At 70.0% G+C, this 25,836-nt stretch carries 24 protein-coding genes; 16 read left to right on the plus strand and 8 right to left on the minus strand.

What is annotated here, in order from left to right; translation table 11 throughout:
• Positions 1–92: 92 nt before the first annotated feature.
• From ACFW9Z_RS00085 to ACFW9Z_RS00095, 3 genes are read right to left on the minus strand one after another with little or no spacing between them, the layout of a single operon-like run.
• Complete coding sequence (locus ACFW9Z_RS00085) at positions 93–971, minus strand: sugar ABC transporter permease (RefSeq protein WP_384631869.1); 879 nt, start codon at positions 969–971, stop codon at positions 93–95.
• Complete coding sequence (locus tag ACFW9Z_RS00090; RefSeq protein WP_384631872.1) at positions 968–1,987, minus strand: carbohydrate ABC transporter permease; 1,020 nt, start codon at positions 1,985–1,987, stop codon at positions 968–970. Before ACFW9Z_RS00090 ends, ACFW9Z_RS00085 begins: the two co-directional genes overlap by 4 nt.
• 19 nt (positions 1,988–2,006) lie before the next feature.
• Positions 2,007–3,278, minus strand: a complete 1,272-nt coding sequence (locus ACFW9Z_RS00095) for an extracellular solute-binding protein (RefSeq protein WP_384631875.1) — start codon at positions 3,276–3,278, stop codon at positions 2,007–2,009.
• 417 nt (positions 3,279–3,695) lie between these two features.
• Here ACFW9Z_RS00095 and ACFW9Z_RS00100 point away from each other — a divergent pair, with 417 nt between their 5' ends.
• Both ACFW9Z_RS00100 and ACFW9Z_RS00105 read left to right on the plus strand, forming a co-directional pair.
• Positions 3,696–4,739: a LacI family DNA-binding transcriptional regulator gene (locus tag ACFW9Z_RS00100; RefSeq protein ID WP_384631878.1), complete on the plus strand. Its 1,044-nt coding sequence runs from the start codon at positions 3,696–3,698 to the stop codon at positions 4,737–4,739.
• A gap of 76 nt (positions 4,740–4,815) precedes the next feature.
• Positions 4,816–5,784, plus strand: a complete 969-nt coding sequence (locus tag ACFW9Z_RS00105; RefSeq protein ID WP_384631881.1) for a phosphatase PAP2 family protein — start codon at positions 4,816–4,818, stop codon at positions 5,782–5,784.
• A gap of 157 nt (positions 5,785–5,941) precedes the next feature.
• Here ACFW9Z_RS00105 and ACFW9Z_RS00110 read toward each other — a convergent pair whose 3' ends face one another.
• On the minus strand, positions 5,942–8,935 hold the full coding sequence (locus ACFW9Z_RS00110; RefSeq protein WP_384631883.1) for a bifunctional [glutamine synthetase] adenylyltransferase/[glutamine synthetase]-adenylyl-L-tyrosine phosphorylase: 2,994 nt from the start codon (positions 8,933–8,935) through the stop codon (positions 5,942–5,944).
• A 174-nt stretch (positions 8,936–9,109) separates the two neighbouring features.
• On the opposite strand from ACFW9Z_RS00110, the gene ACFW9Z_RS00115 reads away from it, so the two are divergent.
• The gene (locus ACFW9Z_RS00115) at positions 9,110–9,631 is read left to right on the plus strand and encodes a pyridoxamine 5'-phosphate oxidase family protein (protein ID WP_384631886.1); all 522 of its coding nucleotides are present in this window, start codon (positions 9,110–9,112) and stop codon (positions 9,629–9,631) included.
• On the opposite strand, the gene ACFW9Z_RS00120 is transcribed toward ACFW9Z_RS00115, so the two are convergent.
• Positions 9,616–10,452 carry a putative protein N(5)-glutamine methyltransferase gene (locus ACFW9Z_RS00120; protein WP_384631889.1) on the minus strand — a complete coding sequence of 279 codons (837 nt, stop codon included), beginning with the start codon at positions 10,450–10,452 and terminating at the stop codon, positions 9,616–9,618. The genes ACFW9Z_RS00115 and ACFW9Z_RS00120 overlap by 16 nt on opposite strands.
• 421 nt (positions 10,453–10,873) lie before the next feature.
• Positions 10,874–12,151, minus strand: a complete 1,278-nt coding sequence (locus tag ACFW9Z_RS00125) for a helix-turn-helix domain-containing protein (protein ID WP_384631892.1) — start codon at positions 12,149–12,151, stop codon at positions 10,874–10,876.
• Positions 12,152–12,369: 218 nt separating this feature from the next.
• Between ACFW9Z_RS00125 and ACFW9Z_RS00130 the strand changes: the two genes are divergently transcribed.
• The 5 genes from ACFW9Z_RS00130 (at position 12,370) to ACFW9Z_RS00150 (ending at position 16,292) form a co-directional block, all read left to right on the plus strand.
• Positions 12,370–12,900, plus strand: a complete 531-nt coding sequence (locus ACFW9Z_RS00130) for an ATP-binding protein (RefSeq protein WP_384631895.1) — start codon at positions 12,370–12,372, stop codon at positions 12,898–12,900.
• An 87-nt stretch (positions 12,901–12,987) separates the two neighbouring features.
• Positions 12,988–13,131 (plus strand): albusnodin family lasso peptide, encoded by a 144-nt coding sequence (locus ACFW9Z_RS00135; protein WP_384631898.1) that lies wholly within the window; start codon positions 12,988–12,990, stop codon positions 13,129–13,131.
• Positions 13,132–13,203: 72 nt separating this feature from the next.
• Positions 13,204–15,024, plus strand: a complete 1,821-nt coding sequence (locus ACFW9Z_RS00140) for an albusnodin/ikarugamycin family macrolactam cyclase (RefSeq protein WP_384633309.1) — start codon at positions 13,204–13,206, stop codon at positions 15,022–15,024.
• Between the two features lie 220 nt (positions 15,025–15,244).
• Positions 15,245–15,742: a lasso peptide biosynthesis B2 protein gene (locus tag ACFW9Z_RS00145; RefSeq protein WP_384631901.1), complete on the plus strand. Its 498-nt coding sequence runs from the start codon at positions 15,245–15,247 to the stop codon at positions 15,740–15,742.
• A gap of 4 nt (positions 15,743–15,746) precedes the next feature.
• Positions 15,747–16,292 (plus strand): GNAT family N-acetyltransferase, encoded by a 546-nt coding sequence (locus ACFW9Z_RS00150; RefSeq protein WP_384633312.1) that lies wholly within the window; start codon positions 15,747–15,749, stop codon positions 16,290–16,292.
• 62 nt (positions 16,293–16,354) lie between these two features.
• Here ACFW9Z_RS00150 and ACFW9Z_RS00155 read toward each other — a convergent pair whose 3' ends face one another.
• Complete coding sequence (locus ACFW9Z_RS00155; RefSeq protein WP_384631904.1) at positions 16,355–17,110, minus strand: GntR family transcriptional regulator; 756 nt, start codon at positions 17,108–17,110, stop codon at positions 16,355–16,357.
• 156 nt (positions 17,111–17,266) lie between these two features.
• Between ACFW9Z_RS00155 and ACFW9Z_RS00160 the strand changes: the two genes are divergently transcribed.
• The 4 genes from ACFW9Z_RS00160 to ACFW9Z_RS00175 all read left to right on the plus strand — a co-directional run bounded on the left by ACFW9Z_RS00160 (position 17,267) and on the right by ACFW9Z_RS00175 (position 19,396).
• On the plus strand, positions 17,267–17,605 hold the full coding sequence (locus ACFW9Z_RS00160; protein WP_384633315.1) for a hypothetical protein: 339 nt from the start codon (positions 17,267–17,269) through the stop codon (positions 17,603–17,605).
• A gap of 118 nt (positions 17,606–17,723) precedes the next feature.
• Positions 17,724–18,038, plus strand: coding sequence for a hypothetical protein (locus tag ACFW9Z_RS00165; RefSeq protein ID WP_384631907.1), 315 nt, complete (start codon positions 17,724–17,726; stop codon positions 18,036–18,038).
• Positions 18,039–18,206: 168 nt separating this feature from the next.
• A complete protein-coding gene (locus ACFW9Z_RS00170; RefSeq protein WP_384631910.1) occupies positions 18,207–18,965 on the plus strand; it encodes a hypothetical protein in 759 nt (252 codons plus the stop codon).
• An 8-nt stretch (positions 18,966–18,973) separates the two neighbouring features.
• Positions 18,974–19,396, plus strand: coding sequence for a hypothetical protein (locus tag ACFW9Z_RS00175; RefSeq protein ID WP_384631912.1), 423 nt, complete (start codon positions 18,974–18,976; stop codon positions 19,394–19,396).
• Between the two features lie 96 nt (positions 19,397–19,492).
• Here the strand turns inward: ACFW9Z_RS00175 and glnA are convergent, their stop codons facing one another.
• Positions 19,493–20,854 (minus strand): type I glutamate--ammonia ligase, encoded by a 1,362-nt coding sequence (glnA, locus tag ACFW9Z_RS00180; RefSeq protein ID WP_164616245.1) that lies wholly within the window; start codon positions 20,852–20,854, stop codon positions 19,493–19,495.
• 302 nt (positions 20,855–21,156) lie between these two features.
• On the opposite strand from glnA, the gene ACFW9Z_RS00185 reads away from it, so the two are divergent.
• From ACFW9Z_RS00185 to ACFW9Z_RS00200, 4 genes are all read left to right on the plus strand, one after another.
• The gene (locus ACFW9Z_RS00185) at positions 21,157–21,582 is read left to right on the plus strand and encodes a CBS domain-containing protein (protein ID WP_070203308.1); all 426 of its coding nucleotides are present in this window, start codon (positions 21,157–21,159) and stop codon (positions 21,580–21,582) included.
• 94 nt (positions 21,583–21,676) lie between these two features.
• Complete coding sequence (locus ACFW9Z_RS00190) at positions 21,677–22,207, plus strand: hypothetical protein (RefSeq protein ID WP_384631916.1); 531 nt, start codon at positions 21,677–21,679, stop codon at positions 22,205–22,207.
• A gap of 85 nt (positions 22,208–22,292) precedes the next feature.
• Positions 22,293–23,909 carry a multicopper oxidase family protein gene (locus tag ACFW9Z_RS00195; RefSeq protein ID WP_384631918.1) on the plus strand — a complete coding sequence of 539 codons (1,617 nt, stop codon included), beginning with the start codon at positions 22,293–22,295 and terminating at the stop codon, positions 23,907–23,909.
• Positions 23,910–24,019: 110 nt separating this feature from the next.
• On the plus strand, positions 24,020–25,774 hold the full coding sequence (locus tag ACFW9Z_RS00200) for an NAD+ synthase (RefSeq protein WP_384631921.1): 1,755 nt from the start codon (positions 24,020–24,022) through the stop codon (positions 25,772–25,774).
• Positions 25,775–25,836 lie beyond the last annotated feature (62 nt).

Genomic DNA, 25,836 nt, shown 5'->3' on the forward strand with positions numbered 1-25,836 from the left:
GGTGGGGAGCGGCGCCGGTGTCCGGGTCGGGGAGCCGGCGCCGCCGTGACAAATGCGGTGATGCGTGCGGGTACTGGTGTCCAGGAGGTCTCTCAGCCCTTGACGGCTCCGGCGGACATGCCGGTGACCAGGTGCTTCTGCGCGAACAGGAAGACCAGGGCGGCCGGGATGGCGATGAGGACGGAGGCGGCGGTCATCGGGCCCCACTGCGCTCCGTACTGGTTGACGAACTTCTGGAGTCCGCCGGCGAGCGTCAGGTTCTCGTCACCGACCAGGAAGGCGGAGGCGTACGCCACTTCGCCCCAGGCGGTGATGAAGAAGTAGAACGCGGTGACCGCGAGGCCCGGCTTGGCCAGCGGCAGGATCAGCCGCCAGAAGGTGCCGAACGGGGTGAGGCCGTCGACCTCGCCCGACTCGTCGATCTCGCGCGGGATGGTGTCGAAGAAGCCCTTCATCATCCAGGCGCAGAACGGCACCGCGATGGTGAGGTAGGTGATGACGAGACCGGCGGACGTGTTGAGCAGTCCGAGGCTCGCCATGATGTTGTAGATCGGCACGATGAGGACGGCGACCGGGAACATCTGGGTGATCAGCAGCGTCCACATCAGCCCGCGCTTGCCGGGGAAGCGGAAGCGGCTCACCGCGTAGCCGGTGGTGGCGGAGACGAAGACGCCGATGACGGTGGAGAGTCCGGCGATGATCGCGGAGTTGGCGAACCAGTTGAGGAACTCGGTGTCGCGGATGAGGTTCGTGTAGTTGACGAACGTGGTCTCGCGGAAGAAGTCCGTGGTGGTCGCGTACTTGGCGGGCTTGAGCGAGGTCAGCAGGACCCACAGCACCGGGAAGACCGCGATCACCGAGGCGGTGATCAGGGTGAGGTGCAGGGCGACGGAGGCGAGCGGGGAGCGTTCGCCGCGCAGCCGGACCTTGGGCACGGCGTGCCGCGCGGGGGTGTTGGTCACGGTGGTCACCAGTTGTCTCCCTGGGTGCGCAGGACTCGCCGGTAGATCACGGCGAAGAGCATCAGGAGTACGAGGATCAGCACGCCCCACGTGGAGGACTGCGCGAAGTCGCGCGGGTTGATCTCGAAGGAGAACTTGTACGCCTGGGTGACGAGGATCTGGGTCGCCTCACCGGGTCCGCCGCGGGTCAGCAGGAAGATCACCGGGAACATGTTGAAGGTCCAGATGGTGGAGAGCAGGATCACCGTGGTGGAGACCGGGCGCAGTCCGGGCAGCGTGATGTGGCGGAACCGCTGCCAGGCGGTGGCCCCGTCCATCTCGGCGGCCTCGTACTGCTCCGAGGGGATGGACTGGAGTCCGCCGAGCAGGGCGACCATCATGAAGGGGATGCCGAGCCAGACGTTGACGGCGATGACGGCGAACTTGGCCCAGGTCGGGTCGTTCAGCCACGGGATGCCGTCGACGCCCACACCGCCGAGCAGGGAGTTGAGCAGGCCGCGCTCCTCGTTGTAGAGGAAGCGCCAGGCGAAGACCGAGACGAAGCCGGGGATGGCCCACGGGAGGATGAGGGCCATGCGGTAGGCGGAGCGGCCGGCGATCCTGCGGTTGAGGATGTTGGCGAGGCCCATGCCGAGGGCGAACGTGATGCTCACGCAGGAGACCGTCCACACCAGCGTCCAGCCGAGCGTGCCGAGGAACTGCGAACCGGTCAGCGCCTCGATGTAGTTGTCCGCCCCGACGAACTTGTAGGTGGCGGGCATCTCGTTGACGCCGATGGTGCGCGCGACGTTGCGCTCGGTGGCGTCGGTCATCGACAGGTAGATACCGCGCAGCAGCGGGTAGCCGATGATCACGCCGATCACGAGGACGACCGGGGCGACCATGGTCCAGGCGTACCAGTGGGTCGACAGACCGCGCCGGAAACGGCCGGGGGCCGGTGGTGGGGTGCCAGTACCGCGGCTCCGGCCGCGGGCGGTGTTCCCGCCCGCGGCCTTCGCCACCGACTGGCTGGTGTGGACAGCCATCAGTCGGCCAACCTTCCTGTTACTTCCAGCCGTCGAGGAGCTTGCGGTACGCGTCGCCGGTCGCCTTGGCGGCCTTCTCCGGCGTGGTCTGGTTGGTGAGGACCTTGGTGTACTCGACGCCCAGCGGGGCGAAGAGGCTGCCGCCCTCGGGGATCCAGGGGCGCTCGACGGCGGTCTCGACGACCGGCTTGAAGAAGCCGACGATCTCGCTGTTGACGGCTTCCTTCTTGGCGTACGCGGAGGTGCGCGTCGGCAGCAGGTTCAGCTCACCGGCGGTGGTGGCCTGGGACTCCACGGACGTCATGTACTCGACGAAGGCGTAGGAGGCCTCCAGGTTCTTCGAACCGGCGTAGACCGCGAGGTTGTGACCGCCCTGCGGGGCGCCGTGGGCGGCGGAACCGGCCGGGACCGTGGCGATGCCCAGGTTGTCCTTGTCGGCGAACTCCTTGCCGGTCAGCGTGTCGGCGACGGCCCAGGGGCCGTTGATCATCATCGCGACGTCGCCGTTCTTGAACGCCTGCATCATGTTCTCCCAGCCGTCCGAGGCATCCGTCTTCGCGGTGCCGTCGTCGACCAGGTCCTTGACCGCCTGGAAGGCCTTGACGCCCTCGGGCTTGTCCACGGTGACGGTCTTGGTCTCGGCGTCGACCAGGTCGCCGCCCTCGCCGTACAGGAAGGAGAGGAAGAAGTACGGGTCGTCGCCGCGCAGGTAGAGGCCGGTCTTGCCGGTCTTGTCCTTGATCTTCTTGGCGGCGGTCTTCAGCTCGTCCAGGTTGGCGGGGGCCTCGACGCCCGCCTTTTCCATCAGCTTCTTGTTGTAGAAGATGCCCATGGAGTCGATGACCTGCGGGACGGCGAAGGTCTTGCCGTCGTACTTGGTGGAGGCGACGGCCTGCGGCAGGAAGTCGTCCTGGTTCTTCAGGGCGGCGGTGCCGTCCAGCGGGGCCAGGTAGCCGAGCGAGGCGAAGTCCGGCGTCCAGGCGACCTCGGAGCGGATCACGTCGGGCGCGGAGCTGCCGGCCTGGGCCGCGTTCTTGAACTTGTTCTGCGCGTCACCGAAGGGGACGCTGACGTACTTGACGTCGACCTTCGGGTGCTTCTTCTCGAAGCCTGCGGCCAGCTTCTTGAAGACCTTGTCCTCGCTGCCGACGCTGGAGGTGTCCCACCAGGTCACGGTGCCGGAGAGCTCGCCCGAGCTCGAACCGCCGTCGGACTTGCCGTCACTGCCGCAGGCGGTCGCCGCGAGCGCCAGGGCCGCGACCAGGGCGGTGGCCGTTATGCCACGTCGCATCTGAACTCCTTCAACTGCCGTACCGCTCCGTCGCGGCGCCGGGTCGACGTGAACGTAACAAGGATGAAAGACCACCGAAAGACCTTGCGGAAGATTTCTGCAAGCCCTGTTGATCGTTACATTCGCGTGTCCTCAAGGTTGCCGTCAAGCCCCTTGACGGGAGCGAGGGGACCCTGGCAGGGGCAGGCCACGTACGGCATATCCGCAGTGCGACGATCTGACCGCAGCCCGCGATCGGGGGCCGCAAGAGCTTGCAAGACCTTGCCGGAGACCCTGCTACGGAGGCTCGGAGACCTTGTTACGCAGGCACGCGGCAAGGGACCTCCGGGCGAGCACGGGCCCCCGCCCGCCGCACGGCGTTCCCCCCGCCCGCCGCACGGTGGGCAATCCGACACCGGCCCGGTACAGTCCACTCACATGACCGCACGGCTTGCCGATATCGCAACTCAGGCGGGGGTCAGCGAAGCGACGGTCAGCCGAGTCCTGAACGGCAAGCCCGGGGTCGCGGCGACCACCCGCGAATCCGTCCTCGCGGCGCTCGACGTCCTGGGCTACGAACGCCCCGTACGGCTGCGCAGGCGCAGCGCGGGCCTGGTCGGACTGATCACACCCGAGCTGGAGAACCCCATCTTCCCGGCGCTGGCCCAGGTCATCGGCCAGGCACTGACCCGGCAGGGGTACACACCGGTCCTCGCCACCCAGACCCCCGGCGGCTCCACCGAGGACGAACTCACCGAAATGCTGGTGGACCGGGGCGTATCGGGCATCATCTTCGTCTCCGGGCTGCACGCCGACACCTCCGCCGATATGCAGCGCTACGAGCAACTGCGCGGCAAGGGCGTCCCCTTCGTGCTGGTGAACGGCTTCTCCGCCAAGGTGCAGGCCCCGTTCATCTCCCCCGACGACCGGGCGGCGATGCGGCTCGCGGTCACGCATCTGGTGGCGCTGGGCCACACCCGTATCGGCCTCGCGGTCGGCCCCAAGCGCTTCGTGCCGGTGCTCCGCAAGATCGAGGGCTTCCACTCCACCATGCAGGAGCAGCTGGGCCTGTCCCCGGACGAGGTCGAGGGGTTGATCCAGCACTCCCTGTACACGCTGGAGGGTGGCCAGGCCGCCGCCTCCGCCCTGATGGAGCGCGGCTGCACGGCGGTCGTCTGCGCGAGCGACATGATGGCGCTCGGGGCGATCCGGGCGGCCCGCAGGCTCTCCAGGGAAGTCCCCCGGGACCTCTCCGTCGTCGGCTACGACGACTCGCCCCTCATAGCGTTCACCGATCCGCCGCTGACCACCATCCGGCAGCCGGTGACGGCGATGGGCCAGGCCGCGGTGCGCACGCTGCTGGAGGAGATCGGCGGGACCCCGGCCCCGCACAGCGAGTTCGTCTTCATGCCCGAGCTGGTGGTTCGCGGTACGACGGCCTCCGGCCCCGGAACGGCCTCAGGGTCGCACACTCATCCTTGAGGTGCAGAATGTGCGACCGGAACCCGACCGGAGGATGATCGAGGGCAGGGGAATCTCTATGGAAGACTCTCTGCCTATGGGTGAAACGGACGTGACAGCACAGGAAGGCCGGTCGACGGCCGGTTCTTCACCCATCGTGGCCGAGGCGGCCCCCGAGCCGCCCGCCACCTCACCCGCCACCGGTGACTCCGGCTGGCAGGCCCGGCTCCGCGCACTGCGCTCGCCCGGCCGACCCCGGCTCTGGTTCGAGATCCTGCTCATCGCGGTCAGTTACTGGCTGTACTCGCTCGTGCGCAACGCCGTGCCCGAGCAGAAGGCGCAGGCCCTGGCGAACGCGGACTGGATCTGGTCGGCGGAGAAGTCCATGGGCCTCGCGTTCGAGGAAACGGTCAATCACGCGGTCAATTCCGTGACATGGCTGATCGTGTCGATGAACTACTACTACGCGACGCTGCACTTCGTCGTGACCATCGGCGTCCTCGTCTGGCTCTTCCGCCGCCACCCCGGCCGGTACGCGGCAACGCGCCTCGTGCTCTTCGCGACGACGGCGGTGGCCCTGCTCGGCTACTACCTCTACCCGCTGGCTCCCCCCCGTCTGATGAACGGCGCGAACTTCATCGACACGGTGCTCGTGCACGAGACCTGGGGCTCGATGGCCTCGGGCAACTTCAAGAACATGTCGAACCAGTACGCGGCGATGCCGTCGATGCACATCGGCTGGTCTCTCTGGTGCGGCCTGACGATCTTCGCCCTGGCCTCGGCCCCCTGGGCCCGCATCCTGGGCCTGCTCTACCCGACGCTCACCCTGGTCGTCATCGTGGCCACCGCCAACCACTTCTGGCTGGACGCGGTGGGCGGCATGATCTGCCTCGCCTTCGGCTACGCGGTCTCCCGCACCTGGTACGGCTCGCTGCCGCACCACCTGCCGAAGTGGGTGCCCACGCAGAAGACCGGCAGACTGACGGGGGTGCGCTCGGCACGGCTGCCCCGCCCGAGCACGGAACCCACCCCGGAGCCGGAGACGGCAGGGGCCCGGAGGCCGTAGCGCGACCGGCCGGCCTCGGGTGTCCGGGGCCGGAAGCTGCGGGTGTCCGGGGCGGCCGGAAGCTGCGGGTGTCCGGGGCCGAAGCCCCCGGCCCCCGGGAACCCCGGCTCCCCGATCCCCCAGCTGCCCAGGAACCCGGCTCCTAGCTTCCCCGCCCTCACCCGGCCCCGTAGAACCGCTCCTCCACCACCGCGCGCGCCCTCCGTGTGATGCGCCGGTAGTCGTCCAGCATGTCCCCGACGTGCCCCGGCTCGTACCCCAGGTACCGCCCCACCGCGGTCATCTCCCGGGAGTCGGACGGGAACGTGTCGCTCGCCCGCCCCCGTACCAGCATCACCGCGTTGCGCACCCGGGTGGCCAGCACCCACGCCTCGTCCAGCATCTCCGCGTCCTCGGCCGGGATCAGCCCCGCCGCGCACGCCGCCGCCAGTGCCTCCCGCGTACGGGTCGTCCGCAGCCCCGGCTCCGCCCACCCGTGCTGCATCTGCATCAGCTGGACGGTCCACTCGACGTCGCTCAGCCCGCCGCGCCCCAGCTTCGCGTGGAGCGTGGGGTCCGCGCCGCGCGGCATCCGCTCGGACTCCATCCGGGCCTTGAGCCGACGGATCTCGCGTACGGCGTCCTCACCCAGCCCCTCCGCCGGATACCGCAGCGGGTCGACGACCTCGATGAAGTCGCGCCCCAGCTCCGCGTCGCCCGCCATCGGCTCGGCCCGCAGCAGCGCCTGGCTCTCCCAGACCAGCGACCAGCGCCGGTAGTACGCCTCGTACGACTTCAGGGTCCGTACCAGCGGCCCGGTCTTGCCCTCGGGCCGCAGGTCGGCGTCGATGAGCAGGGGCGGATCGGCGGTCGGCAGCTGAAGAAGCCTCCGCATCTCCCCCACGACCGCGTTGGCGGCCCGGGCCGCCTCCTCGTCGCTCACGCCCTCGCGCGGCCGGTGCACGAAGAGGACGTCGGCGTCGGAGCCGTAACTCAGCTCGTGCCCGCCGAAGCGGCCCATGCCGATGACGGCGAACCGGGTCGGCAGGGTGTCGCCCCACCGCTCCCGTACGGCGGCCCGCAGCGCGCCCGCGATGGTGGCGGCGTTGAGGTCGGTGACGGCGGAGCCGACCCGGTCGACGAGGGCCCCGTGGTCCTGCTCGGCCGGGCTGTCCTCGGTGCCGTACGAGCCGATGATGTCGGCGGCCGTGGTCCGGAACAGCTCCCGCCGCCGCACCCCGCGCACCACCGCGACCGCCGATTCCGCGCCCCCCGCGCGCCCCACCGCCGCCAGCACCTCCTGCTCCAGGTGTTCCCGGGTGCGGGGCTTCAGCCCCTCCGGGTCGCCCAGGATCGCCACCGCCTCCGGGGCCCGCATGAGCAGGTCGGGGGCGAGGCGGCCGGCGGAGAGGACCCGGGCGAGGTTCTCCGCCGCCGCGCCCTCGTCGCGCAGGAGCCGCAGGTACCACGGGGTCTTGCCCAGCGCGTCGGACACCTTGCGGAAGCCGAGGAGCCCGGCGTCCGGGTCGGCGGAGTCCGCGAACCAGCCGAGCAGCACCGGCAGCAGCGTGCGCTGGATCGCCGCCTTGCGGGAGACCCCGGAGGAGAGGGCCTCCAGGTGGCGCAGGGCGGCGGCCGGATCCGCGTACCCCAGCGCCTCCAGCCGGATCGCGGCGGCCTTCGCGCTGAGCCGGGACTCGGCGGGGGCCAGCTGGGCCACGGCGTCCAGGAGCGGCCGGTAGAAGATCTTCTCGTGCAGCCGCCGCACCACGGAGGCGTGCCGCCGCCACGCCTTGTTGAGCTCGGCGACCGGGTCGGTCCGCATCCCGAGCGACCGCCCGAGCCGCCGCAGATCCGCCTCGTCCTCGGGGACCAGGTGGGTGCGGCGCAGCCGGTAGAGCTGGATGCGGTGCTCCATGGAGCGCAGGAAGCGGTACGCCTCATCGAGCTGGGCGGCGTCCGCGCGCCCCACGTACCCGCCCTCGGCGAGCGCCCGCAGGGCCTCCAGCGTGGTCCCGCTGTGCAGCGAGGCGTCACTGCGCCCGTGCACCAACTGGAGCAGCTGTACGGCGAACTCGACGTCCCGCAGCCCGCCGGGCCCGAGCTTCAGCTCGCGGTCTATCCGGTCGGCGGGGATGTTGTCGACGACGCGGCGGCGCATCTTCTGCACGTCGGGGACGAAGTTCTCCCGGTCGGCGGCCTGCCAGACGAGCGGCGAGACGGCCTCGACGTACTCGGCGCCCAGCTCCGGGTCCCCGGCGACCGCCCGGGCCTTCAGCAGCGCCTGGAACTCCCAGGTCTTCGCCCACCGCTGGTAGTAGGCGAGGTGGGAGGTGAGGGTGCGCACCAGGGGCCCGTTGCGCCCCTCGGGGCGGAGGTTGGCGTCGACCGGCCAGATGGTGCCCTCGGGGGTGTTGTCGGAGCAGATCCGCATCATGTGGGCGGCCAGCCGGGTGGCGGCCTGCATGGCCTTGTTCTCGTCGACCCCGTCGCGCGCCTCCCCCACGAAGATCACGTCGACGTCGGAGACGTAGTTCAGCTCGTGCCCGCCGCACTTGCCCATCGCGACGACGGCGAGCCGGCACTGCGCCGCGTCCTCGGGGGCCGCCGTGCGGGCGATGGCGAGGGCGGCGCGAAGGGTGGCGGTGGCGAGGTCGGCCAGCTCGGCGGCGGTCTGGGCGAGGCCGGTGGTCCCGCAGACGTCCCGGGCGGCCAGGGTGAGCAGGCACCGCCGGTAGCCGACGCGCAGCGAGTCCGGGTCGACGGCCTCGGCGAGCCCGCGCTCGAACTCGGCGACCCCGGGGTGCAGGTCGACCGCCTCGTACGTGACGAGCGCCTGCCAGTCGCGCGGGTGCCGGGCCAGATGGTCGCCGAGCGCCTCGGACGCCCCGAGGACCCCGAGGAGCCGGTCCCGCAGGGGCTTGGCGGTCACGAGGGTGTCGAGCAGCACCTGCCGCTCGCCCGCCTCCTCGGCCTCCACGAGCCGGACGAGGCCGCGCAGGGCCAGATCGGGGTCGGCGGTGGCGCCGAGCGCCTCCAGGAGGACGGGATCGGACCGTACGGAGGCGAGGTCGTCCAGCTCCAGAAGCTGCTCGGCGGCGGACGGGTCGGTGAATCCGTGCCGCAGCAGCCTGGTGAACGTACTGCTTCTGCGCCCCGGCACCGTCGTCATTGCACGCTCTCCCGCCGCCCGACCCGATCTGCTTCACTGCTCGGCCGCTCCCTCGCCGCGTCACAGCTCTCCGAGCCTAGTCCCGTACCGATGAATTCGGGGCGGCGGCGGAGTCCACCCACGGGGAAAACACCTGACAGCACCCCCTCCCCCTGACGCCACCCCGGAGGAACCATGTCGACGACCGAGCACCCCCCGGCCACCGAGCTGGACGCCCGCTACAGCAGCGAGGGCGCGACGGCCCGCCCCTGGCCGGAGACGGCGGCCCTGCTGAGCGCGGCCCCGCTGTACTGGCTCTCCACGGTCCACCCGGACGGCCGCCCCCACGTCACCCCTCTGATCGGCGTCTGGTCCGACGGCGCCCTCCACTTCTGTACGGGCCCGGCCGAACGCAAGGCCCGCAACCTCGCGGCCAACCCCGAGGTGGTCCTGACGACGGGGACCAACGCCCTCGATTCCGGCGTCGACGTGGTGATCGAGGGCCGGGCGGACCGGGTGACGGACCACGGCCGGCTGACCGCTCTGGCCCGGGAGTGGGAGGCGAAGTACGGCGGCGACTGGCACTTCGACGTCGAGGACGGCAGCTTCGTCCAGCCGGAGTCCGGCCCCGCCCACGTGTTCGCGGTCCGCCCCCGTACGGCCTTCGGCTTCGGCAAGGGGGAGCCGTACAGCCAGACGCGCTACCGCTTCCCGTGAGCTGCCGGGCGGCCGTCCTCCGCGCCCCCGGTGACAGTTTCCGAGGCCCCCTCCAGGACCCCGACGACGACGGTCACGTACAGCTCCTCGGAGACCAGGACCCGCGGGCTCAGCCCGGCAGCGCGCAGGACCTCCACGGCCGCGCCCTGCTGCCGCTCGCTCACCTCCACGAGCAGGCTGCCGCCGGGAGCGAGCCACCGGGGCGCTTCCACGGCGACGCGCCGCATGACATCGAGCCCGTCCCCACCTCCGTCCAGAGCGACGCGCGGTTCGTGGACGCGGGCCTCGGCGGGAAGGAACTCCACATCGGCGCTCGGAACGTACGGCACATTGGCGAGCAGCACATCGACCCGCCCGAGCAGACGGGCCGGGAGAGGCGCGAAGAGATCGCCCTCGTAGACCTGCCCGAGCCCACCGACGTTCCGCCGGGCACAGCGTACGGCGGCGGGTTCGACGTCACAGGCGTGCAGCTCGACCTGGTCCAGCTCGGTGGCGAGGGCGACACCGAGCGCACCCGAACCACAGCAGAGGTCGACGACGACGGCCCGCCGAGGCGCGAGCTCGACGGCCTGCCGCACCAGGAACTCCGTACGGCGCCGGGGCACGAAGACCCCGGCGTCCACGGCGAGCCGCCGCCCGCAGAACTCGGCCCAGCCCAGGACGTGTTCGAGCGGCAGCCCGGCGGCACGGCGCTCGACGAGCAGGGACAGTTCGTCCGGGGAGGCGGCGGCTCCATGGAGCAGCGCGGCCTCGTCCTCGGCGAAGACGCAGCCGGCGCGGCGGAGGGTGTCAGCGGTAAGAGAAAGAGAGTGAACCGACATACGGGAGAAGCCTTTCGGAAAACCGATGGGCGCTCCGCGATCGCTCGCTGTCGGTGGCCTCGGCGGTTACACCGGCCGGTCGACGCGATCGTACGAGGTGAGCACCCAGCCTGATCCAGCGGTAATGGGTCTCACCTCCTCGGTCGGGCCCCGTGTCGGGGCGGTCCCTGTACGGGGGTGGTAACACTACAACAGGGCGGGTGGGGGCGGGGACGACTCCGGGGCCCCGGGGGGGGCGGGACGGCTCCGGAGCGGGGCACAAGTCGGGGCTCGGACCACGGTCACGAGCCGTGGCATCGACCGGCTGGGCCCACCGGGACCGGTCCGGCCGGCGCAAGATGCTCAGCCGGTCCCCGGGAGACGCCCCCGACCGCCCTCTTCCGCGCGGCACCCCCGGCAGCCCAGGCCTCCGCCGGTGTGCTCAGCGGCTCGCCAACGCGTCGCGCAGTGTGTTCCCCGAACGTCCGGGAAGCGACTGGCACAACGACTCGGCCCGTGAGCGGACCAGGCCGTCACGGTAGGCCGTGGGGAGCTGGAGCCATGCGTTCACGGCAAGGTCGGCAGCCGTGGCCGCATCGCCGTCCGCCCGGACGCAGGCGGCGCGGTCGACGGCGATCAACGCGCGGGTCATGACGGACGGAGACGTGGTGAGTGCCAGTGCGGACTCCTGCTCCGCGTACGCCTCACGGGTCCGCCCCATGAGGGTGAACGCCTGGGAGAGGTGAACATGGTGCTTCTGCGGCGGATAGCCGAACCAGGTATCGGCGCCCTGTACGGAGTCGAGCCGCGCGGCGGCGGCACGGGCATCGGCAACCGCCCGCAACGCACCTTCCCTGTCTCCGATGGAGGCGAGTGACCGTGCGGTGACGGCCGCGGCCAGGGCACCGGCCGCGCTCGCGGTCCGACCGGCTTCGGCCCGGGCGCGAATGGCCATGGTCGCGGCGGCGTGCGGAGCACCGTAGTTGAGCGGCACCATCGCATGCCGGCTCAGCACCCAGGCGAGCATGTGCCGGTCGCCGGATTCACGCGCCGCCTGCTCGGCCGTGGCGAACCAGCCGACGGCATCCCGTTGATCGCCCCGATCATGCTGGATGATGGCCACCAACCCGGTGATGCCTGCGGCCGTGCGGGCCAACTCCTTTCGTACGGCGACGGGGTGGGGTCGGCTCAGCAGCTCTCGCAGCAGATCGAGATCGGCCCTCATCTGCCCCAGCACCTCGTTCGGCGGACGCCCCCGGTACCCGCCCCGGTGACGCTCGAACGCCCCTTCCAGATAGGCAAGATCACCGCTGTCCGAAGTGGACAGACCGGCGTTGATGCCCTGCCTCGCTTCCGCGATGTCGGGCAGCCCTGCCATGCCGGTCGCCGCCGCTGCCACACCGAGGAACTTCCGTCGGTCCACCGCCGAACCCTCCTCCCGCGCTCCCTCGTCGATCAGCCGGTGAAGCCTTCGCCGGCGTCGGCTGACCACAACTGCGCGAACGATCTCCTCGGTCGACCTGCCGTAGCACTCGGCGAGAAGCGCGTGCCACATCGGCGTGGGCAAGCGCTTCTCGGTCTCCCACCGCTTCAGGTTCTCCGGGTCGAACCACTTACCGCCCTGAGCCGCCTGCAAGACAGCGGCCTGCTCCTCGCGCGTCAGACCGGCCGCCTCACGAATGCCCCTCAGTAATGCGCCGATGCCTTCTGATGCCATCATGCCCGCCCCCCAAGCTTCCGGAAGTCCCGTACCGGATTCTGGCCCCCCAATGCGGCCCCCTGCGGAAATTTGCACCACCGGATGGCCCAGGACCTCTCGCCGGTAACGGAGTTGACTTAACACCAGCAGACAGGACGGCCGCTCGGAAAGGAATCTTTCCGTTGGCGAGCCACCCATTCGTCCGCAGGTCATCTCGTTCTCCGCCGAAGGGTCCACCCGTGAAGCATGTGAACAGCCAGAGCTTCTTCCTGGTACGCGCCCCCACTTCGGTTGCGATCAGCCGTCTGCGGCTGGGCGACCTGATCAGCACGTGGCGCGTACCGCAGGACGACGACAGCGACATGGCCATGGGCACCGTGGTCTCCGAGCTGGTGACCAACGCTGTCTCCCACGGCTCCGGTGACATGATCGAGGTGGTCGCGAGTGCGGACATCGGTCGGGGCAGGATGACGATCGAAGTCCACGACGCCTCCCCCGTCCTCCCGCGACGATGCCACCCGGGCCCGGACGCCGAAAGCGGTCGAGGCATGCTGCTTGTCGAGCACCTGGCGATCGCCTACGGCGCCGAGAACACCGCGCGCGGCAAACGGGTCTGGGCCGAGCTGGCCCTGCCTCCACACCCGACGGCCGGTCGGCGCTCCCTCGGTCCGCGCCGCGCATTGCGCGCACTCGCCCGTGGGTTCTCGGCCGTCCGGTGGACCCGGTTGCGCGCGAGGCTCCGGATCTCAGCGCTCCTGCGCACCCACTGACTGCTTACAGAGCTCCCGGCCCTGCCATTCAGCCCCCCCCGGAGGGGGGAGCAAGCCACTCATCACCCAACCAGAAGGAGACACATCGTGAGCGCATCGCAGAACGCCGAGAACCCCAAGAGCACCGACGAACGCGAGCTGCTCCCGGTCGAAATCGGTGACGCAACCGTGCTCACCGAAGGTCAGGGCGGCGGTCACAGCGAGGACAAGCGTCGCGCCTACAACAGCTGATCTCTCCGCTGCGGGGTGCGGGCCACACGCTCGCGCCCCGTCGGGCACAACCTTGACTCCGGAGTTCTGACCATGATTTTCGGTGGAAGCAGTCCGCCCCTCCGGCCCGGGTGTCGGCCGGAGGGTTCCCGTCACCTCACCTCGCGACGCCGCACCTGGACACTCGGGGCTGTTCCGGTCCGCTCGGTGACATCCATGGACGGGCGACGCCAGGTGCTCGTCCTCGGCTGGTGCGGAGCAGAGGATTCCGACCTGCAACGCCTTCGCTCGGCGGCGCTGCCCGAGGACATCACCTGGAGATGGCCCGGCACCTATACGGTCATCGAGGAATCCGAAGAAGCTGTCGTGCTGCACACGGACCCTGCCTCCACCCGCCCGGTGTATCTCGTCGGCCATGAGGGCGCGTGGGTATGGTGCAGTTCGGCCCGCGCCCTTGCCTCGCTCACACGCGCCACGGTGGACACCGAGCGCCTGGCCTGCTCGATCTTTCTGCCGTCCGTTCCAACGCTCTCCGGCGGACGCTCGTTCTTCACGGGTATCGAACAGCTCCCACCCGGAAGCCGGATCGTCCTGCCGACCGACGGCAGCACCCCTCGCACCACCACGGTGTGGAGACCCGCCCCGGACGTCTGCCGATCACCCGCAGAACGGTTGCGCACGACGCTCTACGGAGCCGTCGCAGCCAGAGTCGCGTCGGACCCCGAACTCTCCTGCGACATGTCGGGCGGACTCGATTCGACGTCTCTCGCCGTCCTGGCCGCCGTCGCTCTGCCGGACTGCTTCCGGCTGCACGCCGTCACCATCCACCCCGAAGGCAACACTGCGGGCGCCGACGTATGCCACGCCCGCCGGACAGCCGATGCCTACGCTGGGCGGATCGAGCACCACCTGCTGGCGATGTCGGCGAAGCACTTGCCGTACACAGCCATTTCCGCCGTTCCGGCCACCGATGAACCAGCTCCCTCTACGATCACCCGGTCGCGGCTGACGGGCCAGTTCGCATGGATGAGGGAGGAGTTCGGGACCCGTACCCACATGACGGGCGACGGTGGCGACAGCCTGCTCTTCCAGCCTCCCCTTCATCTGGCGGATCTCTTTCGCCACGGCCGCGTCCGCCGCGCCGTGAGCGAGGGGTTCGGCTGGTCCAGGCTGCGCCGCATCTCACCTGTTCCACTCCTGCGTGACGCCGTACTCGCCTCACGGACCAGTCGCGTCCGCGCTCTCACCAGGCTCGTCGATCATGTCGGCGGAGCAGCGCACGGCGACCTCGGACGCGTCCGATGGTTTCCTCTGCTGCCTTTTCCTCCATGGGCTGGTACCGCCGCCCGGGACCTGTTACGCACCGCCGCCGGCCGAGCCGCAGCGGCTCCGGACCAGCTATCGGGCCTGGACTCCTCGGTACGCACGTCGGTGGACGAGATCCGCGAAGTCGCCCGCACGGCCGTCGCAGACGCCGAGATGGCCGCGGCCTCGGAGATCGATCTCACCAACCCGTTCCTCGACCCCATGGTTGTGGATGCCGTGCTCCGGACGCCCATCGACCTGAGTGCACCCGTCCACGCCTACAAGCCCTTGCTGGGCAGGGCGATGGCCGGACTCCTGCCGAGGGCCGTCGCGGACCGACGTACCAAGGGCAGCTTCGACGCCGACCACTACGCGGGCCTGCGGGCCAATCTGCCCACCCTCCTGGAGTTGAGCGACGGGCGCTTGGCAGGGATGGATCTGGTCGACCCTTCCCACTTCAACTCTTCGTTGAGGCAGGCGGCCGCCGGTGTTCCCATGTCGCTCGCCACTCTGGAGCAGGCCCTCAGCGCCGAGGTCTGGCTGAGGGCACACGAACGCGATCCTGAGCTGATGTGGGTCACACCGTCCGAGGAGACATGCTGTGACTGATCTCCCTCGGTACGCCTCCGCCCCTGGGCACATCCGTGCCGTCGCCTTCCCCCACGTCCTGGTTCTCATCGATTACCGGACCGGGCACGTGCAGTGTCTGCTACCGAAAGCTGCGGCGCACTGGCACGAAGCGGCACACTCGGGTCGGCTCACCGCAATGCCACCGCCGCTGGCAGCCCACCTCTTGCGTGTCGGGGCTCTGCATCCCACTCCGATTCCAATGCCGTGGGCAGCACCGGTAGCTGCCCCGACTCCTGCGGCGAGCTGGGGCAGCGCCGAGCATCCCGCCGGTCTCATCGACACGACCGGTCCCTTCTCGACGAGGGCCGCTACCGCCCTGGCAGCGACGTGGTTCGTCCAACGGGCAGGCCATAAGGGGGGAGCGATGAGCCGCCTCGTCTCGGCACTCCGGACCTCCACGGCATCCGCGCGCCGCCCGGCTTCCCTGACGGATGCAACGGACGCCGTGCTCGCCATCCGCCGGGCCGCGTGGCACGCTCCTGTCCGCACCGCCTGCCTGGAAGAATCAGCGGCCACCGTCTTTCTGCTCGCGACGCACGGACTTGCCACCGTGTGGTGCCACGGCGTCGCCGCAGACCCTGTCCGGCTACACGCCTGGATACAGACTGTGGACGGCGAAACTGTCGCCGAGCCGCCCTCAACTCTTGCCTATACACCCGCACTCACCATCGGAGCCCGCCATCGACACGCCTTCTGACCCCATCCTCTGGATCGGCACCGACACCTGTGCGCTCGGCCCCTACCGGGCGGACCTCGTGGAGACGTACTGGCGCTGGGAGCAGGACCCCGCGCTCCTGGTCGGCTACGGGCGTCAGCAGCCGGAGTCGCTGGAGTCCCGCACGGAGGGCATGGCCCATCAACTGCGCGGGGACAACATCCGGTTCACGGTGTACGACCTCGCCACCGGCAGCCCGGTCCCGGTCGGGGTGGCGACGCTGCTGCCCGACCTGTCCGTCCGCACGGCGGAGTACGTCGTGATGCTCGCCCCCGAGGCCCGCGGACGCGGCCTGGGTACGGCCGCCACCCGGCTGGTGCTGGACTACGCGTTCCACATCACCAACCTGCGGATGGTCTGGCTGAAGGTGCTGGCCCCGAACAAGGCGGGGCTGCGGGCCTACGAGAAGGCCGGCTTCCGGACCGCCGGAACGCTCCGGGAGGCGGGATTCTGGCTCGGTACGGTCTGCGACGAGATCCTGATGGACACGCTGGCCACGGACTTCACGGGGCCTTCGGCCATCAGGGCCTGACCGGCCGAGGGGCCGAGGGGCCGACCACGCCGACTGCGCGGGCCGGCCGCCCCGGAAACCGCTCAGAACCGATGCGGGTCGACCTCGATCTCGTACGCGATCTCCCAGCGGATGTCCGGCACGATGATGTCGGCGGTCTCCACCGGGCGGCCCTCGGCGTCGAAGTACGTACGCTCCAGCTGGGTGACCAGGTCGCCCACGGAGATGCCGAGGAAGTGGGCCTGCTCGCGGGTGGCGCGGGCCGGGCGCGGCATCTCGATGGCGGTGGCGATGTGCACGTCGATGGAGCGCATCCGCTCGACGACGCCGATCTTGCCCCTCGGGCCCATCTCCGGAAGCAGGATGGGCGTGCCGCCGGTGACGGCCATCGGTTCCCAGCTCCGGGCGAGCTGGACGGGCTGCCCGTCGGCGAGGAACTCGTAGTCGGTCATGACGCAGAGGTCGCCGGGCTCGATCGCCAGCCGTTCGGCGATGTCCTCGGTGGCCGGGACCCGCGCCCGGCTGTTGCACTCCCAGGTGCCCTCGGAGCCCTGGTCCCGCATCTTGGAGCGGAACGGGGAGCCTTCGCGGAGACGTGAGCGGACCATCCTGCGGCGCTCGCGGGGCTTACGGACGTACGTGCCCGATCCGGCACGGCCTTCGAGGAGGCCCTCGACGATCAGGCACTCCACCGCCCGCTGGGCCACGGACGGGCCGACGTCGTACTCCTCGGCGAACCGGGCGCGGGACGGCAGCTTGTCGCCGACTGCCCATTCACCCGCCTGAACCCGGGCGCGGATCTTGGCGGCCACCTGCAAGTACGGGGTATCGCGAGGCATTTCGGCGGCTCCGTGAGGGTGCGGCGTTCAGGGCTCGATATTGACAAAGCTAACCCATCAGGTTGAAGCTGAATATTCAGCATTACATGGAGTGACATCCGTTCACAGGGGAGAACTGTGCACTCAGCACAAGCGCGGGCAGCCGCACTGACCGGCATGCTCGCCGCCGCCATCGGCACCGAACCGCGCATCGCCGACACAGCGTCCGGCATCCGGATCGAGGCGGACCTCCCCACCGAACTCACCGAGACCGCCCACACGGCGGTCCTCGCCGCCCTGGCCACCGCCGACCACTTCGGCCACACCCTCACCCGCACCACCGAATTCGTCTGGGCCGAGATCAGCAGAGAGGCGACCGTGACAGCACCCGACTCCCCCGACGCGGCCTACCGCGACCTGCTCGGCCATACGACGAAGTGCGCCGCCTGCCGCGCGGGCTCGGCCTGCCCCACGGCGGCGAAGCTCGTCCGCGCATGGCGCGAAACCCGCCGGTGAGGCTGACCACACTCCGTCCCGACCCTCGGCCGGGACGGTTCACCCCCATCCACGAGAGACGGAGGCACCTCATGCGTCCCACCCGTCACGCTTTACCGGCGCCACCCCGGAGGCGCCGATGATCACCCTGTCCGCGACGGACGTCCGCACCTGCGAGGCCTGCTGGAACACCCCGGTCACCGCCGCCCGGCACACACCCGCCGGCCGTGACCTGCTCTGCGAGGTGTGCGCGACAGCCGACTACCCGCGCCGCGTCGATCTCTTCCCGCCGTTCGGCATCTACGGCCTGACCACCCGCAAGGTCCTGAACGCCCGCAAGATCCTGAACGACGGCAAACACGGCAGCGGCCCCCCGAAACTGCCACCGGACCCGGGGCCCGCACTGCCCTATCCACGGCCGACACCGTCGCCGCCGGGGACACCGCCGGTGTAAGGGAGTTCGGGCCCGCGCCCTCACAGGAGGGGGTTCGGGCCCGAGGCCTCCGCCGGGCGGCAGAGAGAGCGGGCTGCTCAACCAACAGGCCATAGATCATTTATCGGACAACCTCTAGAATCGCAGGGGAGGCGAACTCGGCTTGTTCAAAGATGATGTGGGGGATCTTTGGAAGCAACGCGGATCTTCTTCGGCCTGGCGGCACCGCTGGTCGTGGCCTGGGAGGGAAAGTGGTTCAGAACTCAGCCCGGCTCAGCAATCCTGTTCACTCTCGTGTACGGCGGCTATGCCATTGCCCCGTACGGCACTGAGTCGAGGTCTTGGGGTGCGTTGGCAACAGCAGTGATCCTGGCCGTGGGCTGCACCCTGCTGAGCCGGTCTCCATCCACGCCCTCTCTCGGATTCTCGATCACAAGCTCGCTGACCGCCGGAACATCGAGCAGCACCAAACGGATCGGCGTCCTGACGGTGGTGCTCGCGGCATGTGTCGGCACGTGGACGGCGTGGGCCACCGCCTCCTCGGTCGGTGCCGAGCTGCTGCGCAACGACACGCTGGCAGTGATGCTCTCCACCCTGCTCATTGCGGTTTTCGGGGGAGGTGCACTGGTCAAGGCCGCCACCGACCCCGTGGCGGGCGAGGTCCGCAGCATGCCAGCAGGACCCCAGAAGGACGCTGCCCTGGCGTTGATTCACAGCGGCGGTCGAAGCATCGGCCTCATCGAACGCGGCCTCCTCTTCGCCTTCCTCGCCGCCGGTCAGCCTGAGGCCGCGGCGCTCGTACTGGCAGCCAAGGCGTTGGCACGCGCTCCGGTGGACCACGTCAACCATGCGTCCAAGTACTTCCTCATCGGTACGCTGGCGAGTGTCATCGCAGCACTGATCATGAGTGTGGCTGCACGCGCAGCAGTGGGGCTGCCCGTCCTCTAGGAGATCTCTTGGAACTCAGGCAGCACCCTTTCATCCGCGAGTTGCTCAGTTTGCGCCTTCCCCCGGCTGACTACGTCGTGGCCGGGAGCGGCCCCTTGCTGGCGCATGGGCTGAGGCAGGACGTGAGTGACCTCGACATCGTGGCAAGAGCTGACGCCTGGAAGATCGCGTTGAGCATGGCCGAAGCGCAGGTTCCCCCTTCAGGCCATGGGCTGATGGTGGTGCTGTTCGGTGGCAACATCGAAATATTCGACCAGTGGCTCCCCGGTGCCCGAGATGCCGACGAATTGATCGATTCGGCAGAACTGATAGAGGGAATCCCCTTCTGCTCCCTCGCCGAAGTCCGAGAATGGAAGACGCGATCCAACCGCGCCAAGGACCAGCGGGATATCGAGCTGATAGAAGAACACGAAAGGTCCGCCACCAAGTAGCCGGCTGAAGCCTCGAACAGCTTTGGGCCGACGACGGTTTCACACCGTCGTCGGCCCAAAGCTGCAGATGCGGGCTCCACGCCCGCCGACCATGCCCTACAGCACCGGGAGCAGGTTCTTCAGCTCGAAGGCCGTCACCTCGCTGCGGTACTCCTCCCACTCCTGCTTCTTGTTGCGGAGGAAGAAGTCGAAGACGTGCTCGCCCAGGGTTTCGGCGACCAACTCGCTCTTCTCCATCAGGGAGATCGCCTCGCCCAGGTTCTGCGGGAGCGGTTCGATGCCCATGGCTCGGCGTTCCGCGTCGGAGAGGGCCCAGACGTCGTCGTCGGCGCCGGCCGGGAGTTCGTAGCCCTCCTCGATGCCCTTGAGGCCTGCGGCGAGGAGGACCGCGTAGGTGAGGTAGGGGTTGGCGCCGGAGTCGATGGAGCGGACCTCGACGCGGGCCGAGCCGGTCTTGCCGGGCTTGTACATGGGGACGCGGATGAGGGCGGAGCGGTTGTTGTGGCCCCAGCAGATGTACGAGGGGGCCTCGCCGCCCGCGCCGGCCGCGCGGGACGAGCCGCCCCAGATGCGCTTGTAGGAGTTGACCCACTGGTTGGTGACGGCCGAGATCTCCGCCGCGTGCGTCAGGAGGCCCGCGATGAAGGAGCGGCCGACCTTGGAGAGCTGGTACTCCGCGCCCGACTCGTAGAACGCGTTGCGGTCGCCCTCGAAGAGGGAGAGGTGGGTGTGCATGCCCGAACCCGGGTACTCCGAGAAGGGCTTCGGCATGAACGTGGCCTGGACGCCCTGTTCCAGCGCGACCTGCTTCATCACCAGGCGGAACGTCATGATGTTGTCCGCCGTCGACAGCGCGTCCGCGTAGCGGAGGTCGATCTCCTGCTGGCCCGGCGCGCCCTCGTGGTGGCTGAACTCGACGGAAATGCCCATGGATTCGAGCATCGTGATCGCCTGTCGGCGGAAGTCCATGCCCACGTTCTGCGGGGTGTGGTCGAAGTAGCCCGAGCTGTCCGCCGGGGTCGGGCGCGTGCCGTCCACCGGCTTGTTCTTCAGCAGGAAGAACTCGATCTCGGGGTGGGTGTAGAAGGTGAAGCCCAGGTCGGAGGTCTTCGCCAGGATGCGCTTCAGCACGTAGCGCGGGTCCGCGAAGGACGGGGAGCCGTCCGGCATCAGGATGTCGCAGAACATCCGCGCCGTGCCGGGGGCCTCCGCGCGCCAGGGCAGGATCTGGAAGGTGGCCGGGTCCGGCTTGGCGATCATGTCCGATTCGTACACCCGGGCGAAGCCCTCGATGGCCGAGCCGTCGAAGCCGATGCCCTCGTCGAAGGCCTGCTCCAGTTCGGCCGGGGCCACGGCGACGGACTTGAGGAACCCGAGGACGTCGGTGAACCACAGCCGCACGAAGCGGATGTCGCGCTCCTCAAGGGTCCTGAGGACGAATTCCTGCTGCTTGTCCATTGCCACATCCTTGCAGTTCAGACGGTCCGTGCACCACCGCCCGGGGTAGGGGGACACTTCAGTATCGCGACCCGGGATTTCCCCCAGATTACGCACACGGTGTGAGAGGGAGCACCCGGCCACCCGATACGGTCGGCGGCCCTGCCGCGCGGGCGCCTCGGCGGGCCGTGCGGCGGCCCCCGTCCCCGTACCCACCGCACCTGAACGGGTGGTTGCGGTCGCGCGAGCCGGGCGGGGCGATGACGATGGGTTGGGCTCGGGGCCGTACGGCAGTGCCATCGGCACGCAGGAGGAAATCCCCCATGACGACCGCCAAAGACATCATGCACAGCGGGGCCCGCTGGATCCCCGCCCACGAGACGCTCGACCGTGCCGCGCAGCTCATGCGTGAGCACAACGTGGGCGCGCTGCCCGTCTCCGCCAACGGTGATTCGGACCGGATGGTCGGCATCATCACCGACCGCGACATCGTCGTCGGGTGTGTGGCCAAGGGCCATGACCCCGCGAAGGTGACCGCCGGGGACCTCGCCCAGGGCACGCCCCGCTGGATCGAGGCGGACGCGGACGTGAACGCGGTCCTGGAGGAGATGCAGAACCACCGCATCCGCCGGCTCCCCGTCGTCGAGAACAAGAAGCTCGTCGGCATGATCAGCGAAGCCGATCTCGCGCAGCACCTCACCGAGGAGCAGATCGCGGCCTGGGCGGAGAAGGTGTACTCGCGCAGCTGAACCCGTTCCCGGGTTTCCGTGGCCCGGTGCCCCCCTTGGGTGGGGGTGCCGGGCCGCCCCGTGCCCGTATACCCGCCGGGGGTAAGGTGGCCGTATGGCGAGCAGGACGGGAAGCGGGAGCGGGAGCCGGGCGTACCGGCAGCTCCTGCTGCTCGCCGCGCTGCTCTTCGGCATCGTCACCATGCATACGGTCGGGCATCCGGCCGAGCATGCCCCCTCGGCTTCCGTGTCCGGGGCCACGGGCCAAGAGGCCGTGACCATGCCGGTCGCCGATGCCGACGCCGTATCTGCATTCGTTGCCAACGCCGTGACCATGCCGGTCGCCGATGCCGTAGCCAGCGCCGTCGACGGAGCCGTAACCGTCGGCTCGGTGGCTTCCGGTGTCGGTCATCCCTCGCACGGCTCCCCCGGCGACGCCCCCATGAGCGGCATGGACCCGCTCTCCGTCTGTCTCGCCGTCCTCGGCGCCTGGGGGCTCGCCCTCGTCGGTGCCTGGATGCTCGGGCTGCGCGCGGACGGGCGGGGGATCGGTACGCCAGTGGGGGCGGGGCTTCTGCGGGTGCTGCGGCCGAATCCGCCGCCCCGCATATCGGTGCTCGCCAGCGTTTCGGTGCTGCGTATTTAGGAGTGGGCGTTCATCTCCGCCCTTCTCCCTGATCCGGGCTCTCCCTGATCCGGACCGACCAGCAGTTCCCAGAGGTGTATTCAGCATGCCCACGCAACCCACCCGACGCGCCGTGCTCGGCGCCGCTCTCGCCGTCGCCGGTACGGGAGTCCTCACCGCCTGTTCCGACGGCGGCGGCCATGGCGGCGCCCACTCGCCCGGCGGAGCCCAGGACTCCGGTACGTACGTCTCGCCCGACGGCAAGGAGGTCGCGGCGGCCGAGAAGGCGCGCGGCTCCGGCCCCGTACGCAAGGTCTCCCTCACCGCCACCCGCACCCGGCTCGATCTGGGCGGCGGCACCACCGTCGCCTCCTGGGCGTACGGGGACCGGCTGCCCGGGCGTGAGGTGCGGGTGAGCGCCGGGGACACCCTCGACCTCACCCTGGCCAACCACCTCCCGCAGCCCACCTCGATGCACTGGCACGGCCTCGCCCTGCGCAACGACATGGACGGGGTCCCCGGGCTCACCCAGCGGGACATCGCGCCGGGGGCCGACTTCCGCTACCGGTTCGCGGTGCCCCACCCGGGGACGTACTGGTTCCACCCGCACTCCGGCGTCCAGCAGGACCGGGGGCTCTACGCGCCGCTCATCGTCGAGGACCCGAAGGAGCCGTTGGCGTACGACAAGGAGTGGGTCGTCGTCCTCGACGACTGGGTCGACGGGGTGGAGGGGTCCACTCCCGATGCCGTGCTGAAGGAGCTGTCCGGGGGGATGGGTGGCGGCGGCGGGATGGATCATGGCGCGCACTCCATGTCCCGTTCCGATGAGGACGATCCGGACGGGGACGGGCCGAACGATCCGAACGGGAACGGGCCGGACGGGGACGGGCCCTCGCGGATGATGATGGGCGCCCGTAGCGCGTTGCTGGGCGGGGATGCCGGTGATGTCGCGTATCCGTACTACCTGGTCAATGGGCGGGTGGCGGCGGATCCGGAGGTGTTTCGGGCGCGGGCCGGTGAGCGTATCCGGCTGCGCATCATCAACGCCGGGGGCGACACCGCCTTCCGGGTCGCGCTCGGCGGGCACCGGCTGACCGTCACCCACACCGACGGCTTCCCCGTCCGGCACACCACGGGGGACGCGCTGCTGCTGGGGATGGGCGAGCGGTACGACGTCCTCGTCACCGCCGGGGACGGAGTCTTCCCGCTCACCGCCCTGGCCGAGGGGAAGAAGGCGGCCGCCCTCGCCGTACTGCGGACCGGGAGCGGGGCCGCGCCCGCCGCCTCCGTCCGGCCGAAGGAGCTGGAGGGGAAGCTCGTCGAGGCGGGGCGGCTGGTGCCGGACCCGGCCGTGGCGCTGGCCGACCGTGCGCCGGACCGGGAGATCCGGATGCGGCTCACCGGCGGGATGGCGGAGTACGACTGGGCCTTCGACGGGCAGCCGTACAGCGCCGGGCAGCGGCGGCCGGTGGAGGCCGGGGAGCGGGTGCGGGTCGTCTTCGAGAACGGGACGGCCATGTGGCATCCCCTCCATCTGCACGGGCACACGTTCGCGCTGGGCGGGAACGCCGCCGGGGCCCGCAAGGACACCGCGATCGTGCTGCCGCACCGGTCGCTGACGGTGGAGTTCGACGCCGACAACCCGGGGCTGTGGATGGTCCACTGCCACAACGTCTACCACGCGGAGGCGGGGATGATGACAGTCCTCGGGTATCGGGGCTGAGAGTGTGATGCGGCGCTGATACCGCTCCGACCTGCGGTTCCGTGCGGCCCGGGCAGATTTTGCCCGGGCCGCCGGGACATCGCGTCAGAAAGACGATTACACTGGCCGACGTGCCTCAACTACGCCTCGCACTGAATCAGATCGACTCGACCGTCGGCGACCTCGCCGGCAACTCCGAGGCGATCGTCCACTGGACCCGGCACGCCGCCGAGCAGGGCGCCCACCTCGTGGCGTTCCCCGAGATGGTGCTGACCGGATACCCCGTCGAGGACCTGGCCCTGCGGTCGTCCTTCGTCGAGGCCTCGCGTCAGGCGCTGCGCGCGCTGGCCGCCCGGCTCGACGCGGAGGGCTTCGGCGAACTGCCGGTCGTCGTCGGTTACCTCGACCGCTCCGAGCACGCCGCCGTGCGGTACGGGCAGCCCGCCGGCTCCCCGCGCAACGCGGCGGCCGTGCTGCACCGGGGCGGGATCGCGCTCAACTTCGCCAAGCACCACCTGCCGAACTACGGGGTGTTCGACGAGTTCCGGTACTTCGTGCCGGGCGACACGATGCCCGTCGTACGCGTCCACGGCATCGACGTGGCCCTCGCCATCTGCGAGGACCTCTGGCAGGACGGCGGTCGCGTCCCGGCCGCCCGGTCGGCCGGGGCCGGGCTGCTGCTGTCGGTCAACGCCTCGCCGTACGAGCGGGACAAGGACGACACCCGGCTCGACCTGGTCCGCAAGCGGGCCCGGGAGGCGGGCTGCACGACCGCGTACCTGGCCATGATCGGCGGGCAGGACGAGCTGGTCTTCGACGGCGACTCGATCGTCGTCGACAAGGAGGGCGAGGTCATCGCCCGCGCCCCGCAGTTCTCCGAGGGCAGCGTCATCCTCGATCTGGAGCTGCCCGCCGCCGAGACCGTGGCGCCCTCGGGCGTCGTGGACGACGGGCTGCGCATCGACCGTGTCGTCCTCTCCGACCGGCCCCTGCCCGCGTACGAGCCCGAGCTCGCGGGCGGGTACGCGGACCGGCTGGGCGACGAGGAGGAGATCTACTCCGCGCTGGTCGTCGGGCTCCGCGCGTACGCCGCGAAGAACGGTTTCAGCAGTGTGCTGCTCGGACTCTCCGGCGGGATCGACTCGGCGCTCTGCGCGGCGATCGCGTGCGATGCGCTCGGCGCGCAGAACGTGTACGGCGTGTCGATGCCGTCGAAGTACTCCTCGGACCACTCCAAGGGCGATGCGGCGGAGCTGGCCCGGCGGACCGGGCTCCACTTCCGTACGGTGTCGATCGCGCCGATGTTCGACGCGTACATGGAGTCTTTGGGGCTCAGCGGTCTCGCGGAGGAGAACCTCCAGGCGCGGCTGCGCGGTACGACGCTGATGGCCATCTCCAACCAGGAGGGGCAGATCGTGCTGGCGCCGGGCAACAAGTCCGAGCTGGCGGTGGGGTATTCCACGCTGTACGGGGACGCGGTCGGCGCGTACGGGCCGATCAAGGACGTCTACAAGTCCTGGGTCTTCCGGCTGGCCAAGTGGCGCAACCGGGCCGCCGAGGAGCGGGGGCAGATCCCGCCGATCCCGGAGGACTCGATCGCCAAGCCGCCGAGCGCGGAGCTGCGGCCGGGGCAGGTCGACACGGACTCGCTGCCGGACTACGACGTCCTGGACGCGATCCTGGAGATGTACGTGGACCGGGACCAGGGCATGGAGGCCATCGTGGCGGCCGGGTTCGACGCGGAGCTGGTGGCGAAGACGTTGCGGATGGTGGATACGGCGGAGTACAAGCGGCGGCAGTATCCGCCGGGGACGAAGATCTCGCCGAAGGGGTTCGGGAAGGACCGGCGGTTGCCGATCACGAATCGGTGGCGCGAGTCGTCTTAGCGGGGGGTACCCGGGGGGGCGGTTACCGGGGGCGGTTACTGGGGCGTCCGGTGGCCGCCTTC

It is taken from the genome of Streptomyces sp. NPDC059452, assembly GCF_042750035.1.
GTDB lineage: Bacteria > Actinomycetota > Actinomycetes > Streptomycetales > Streptomycetaceae > Streptomyces.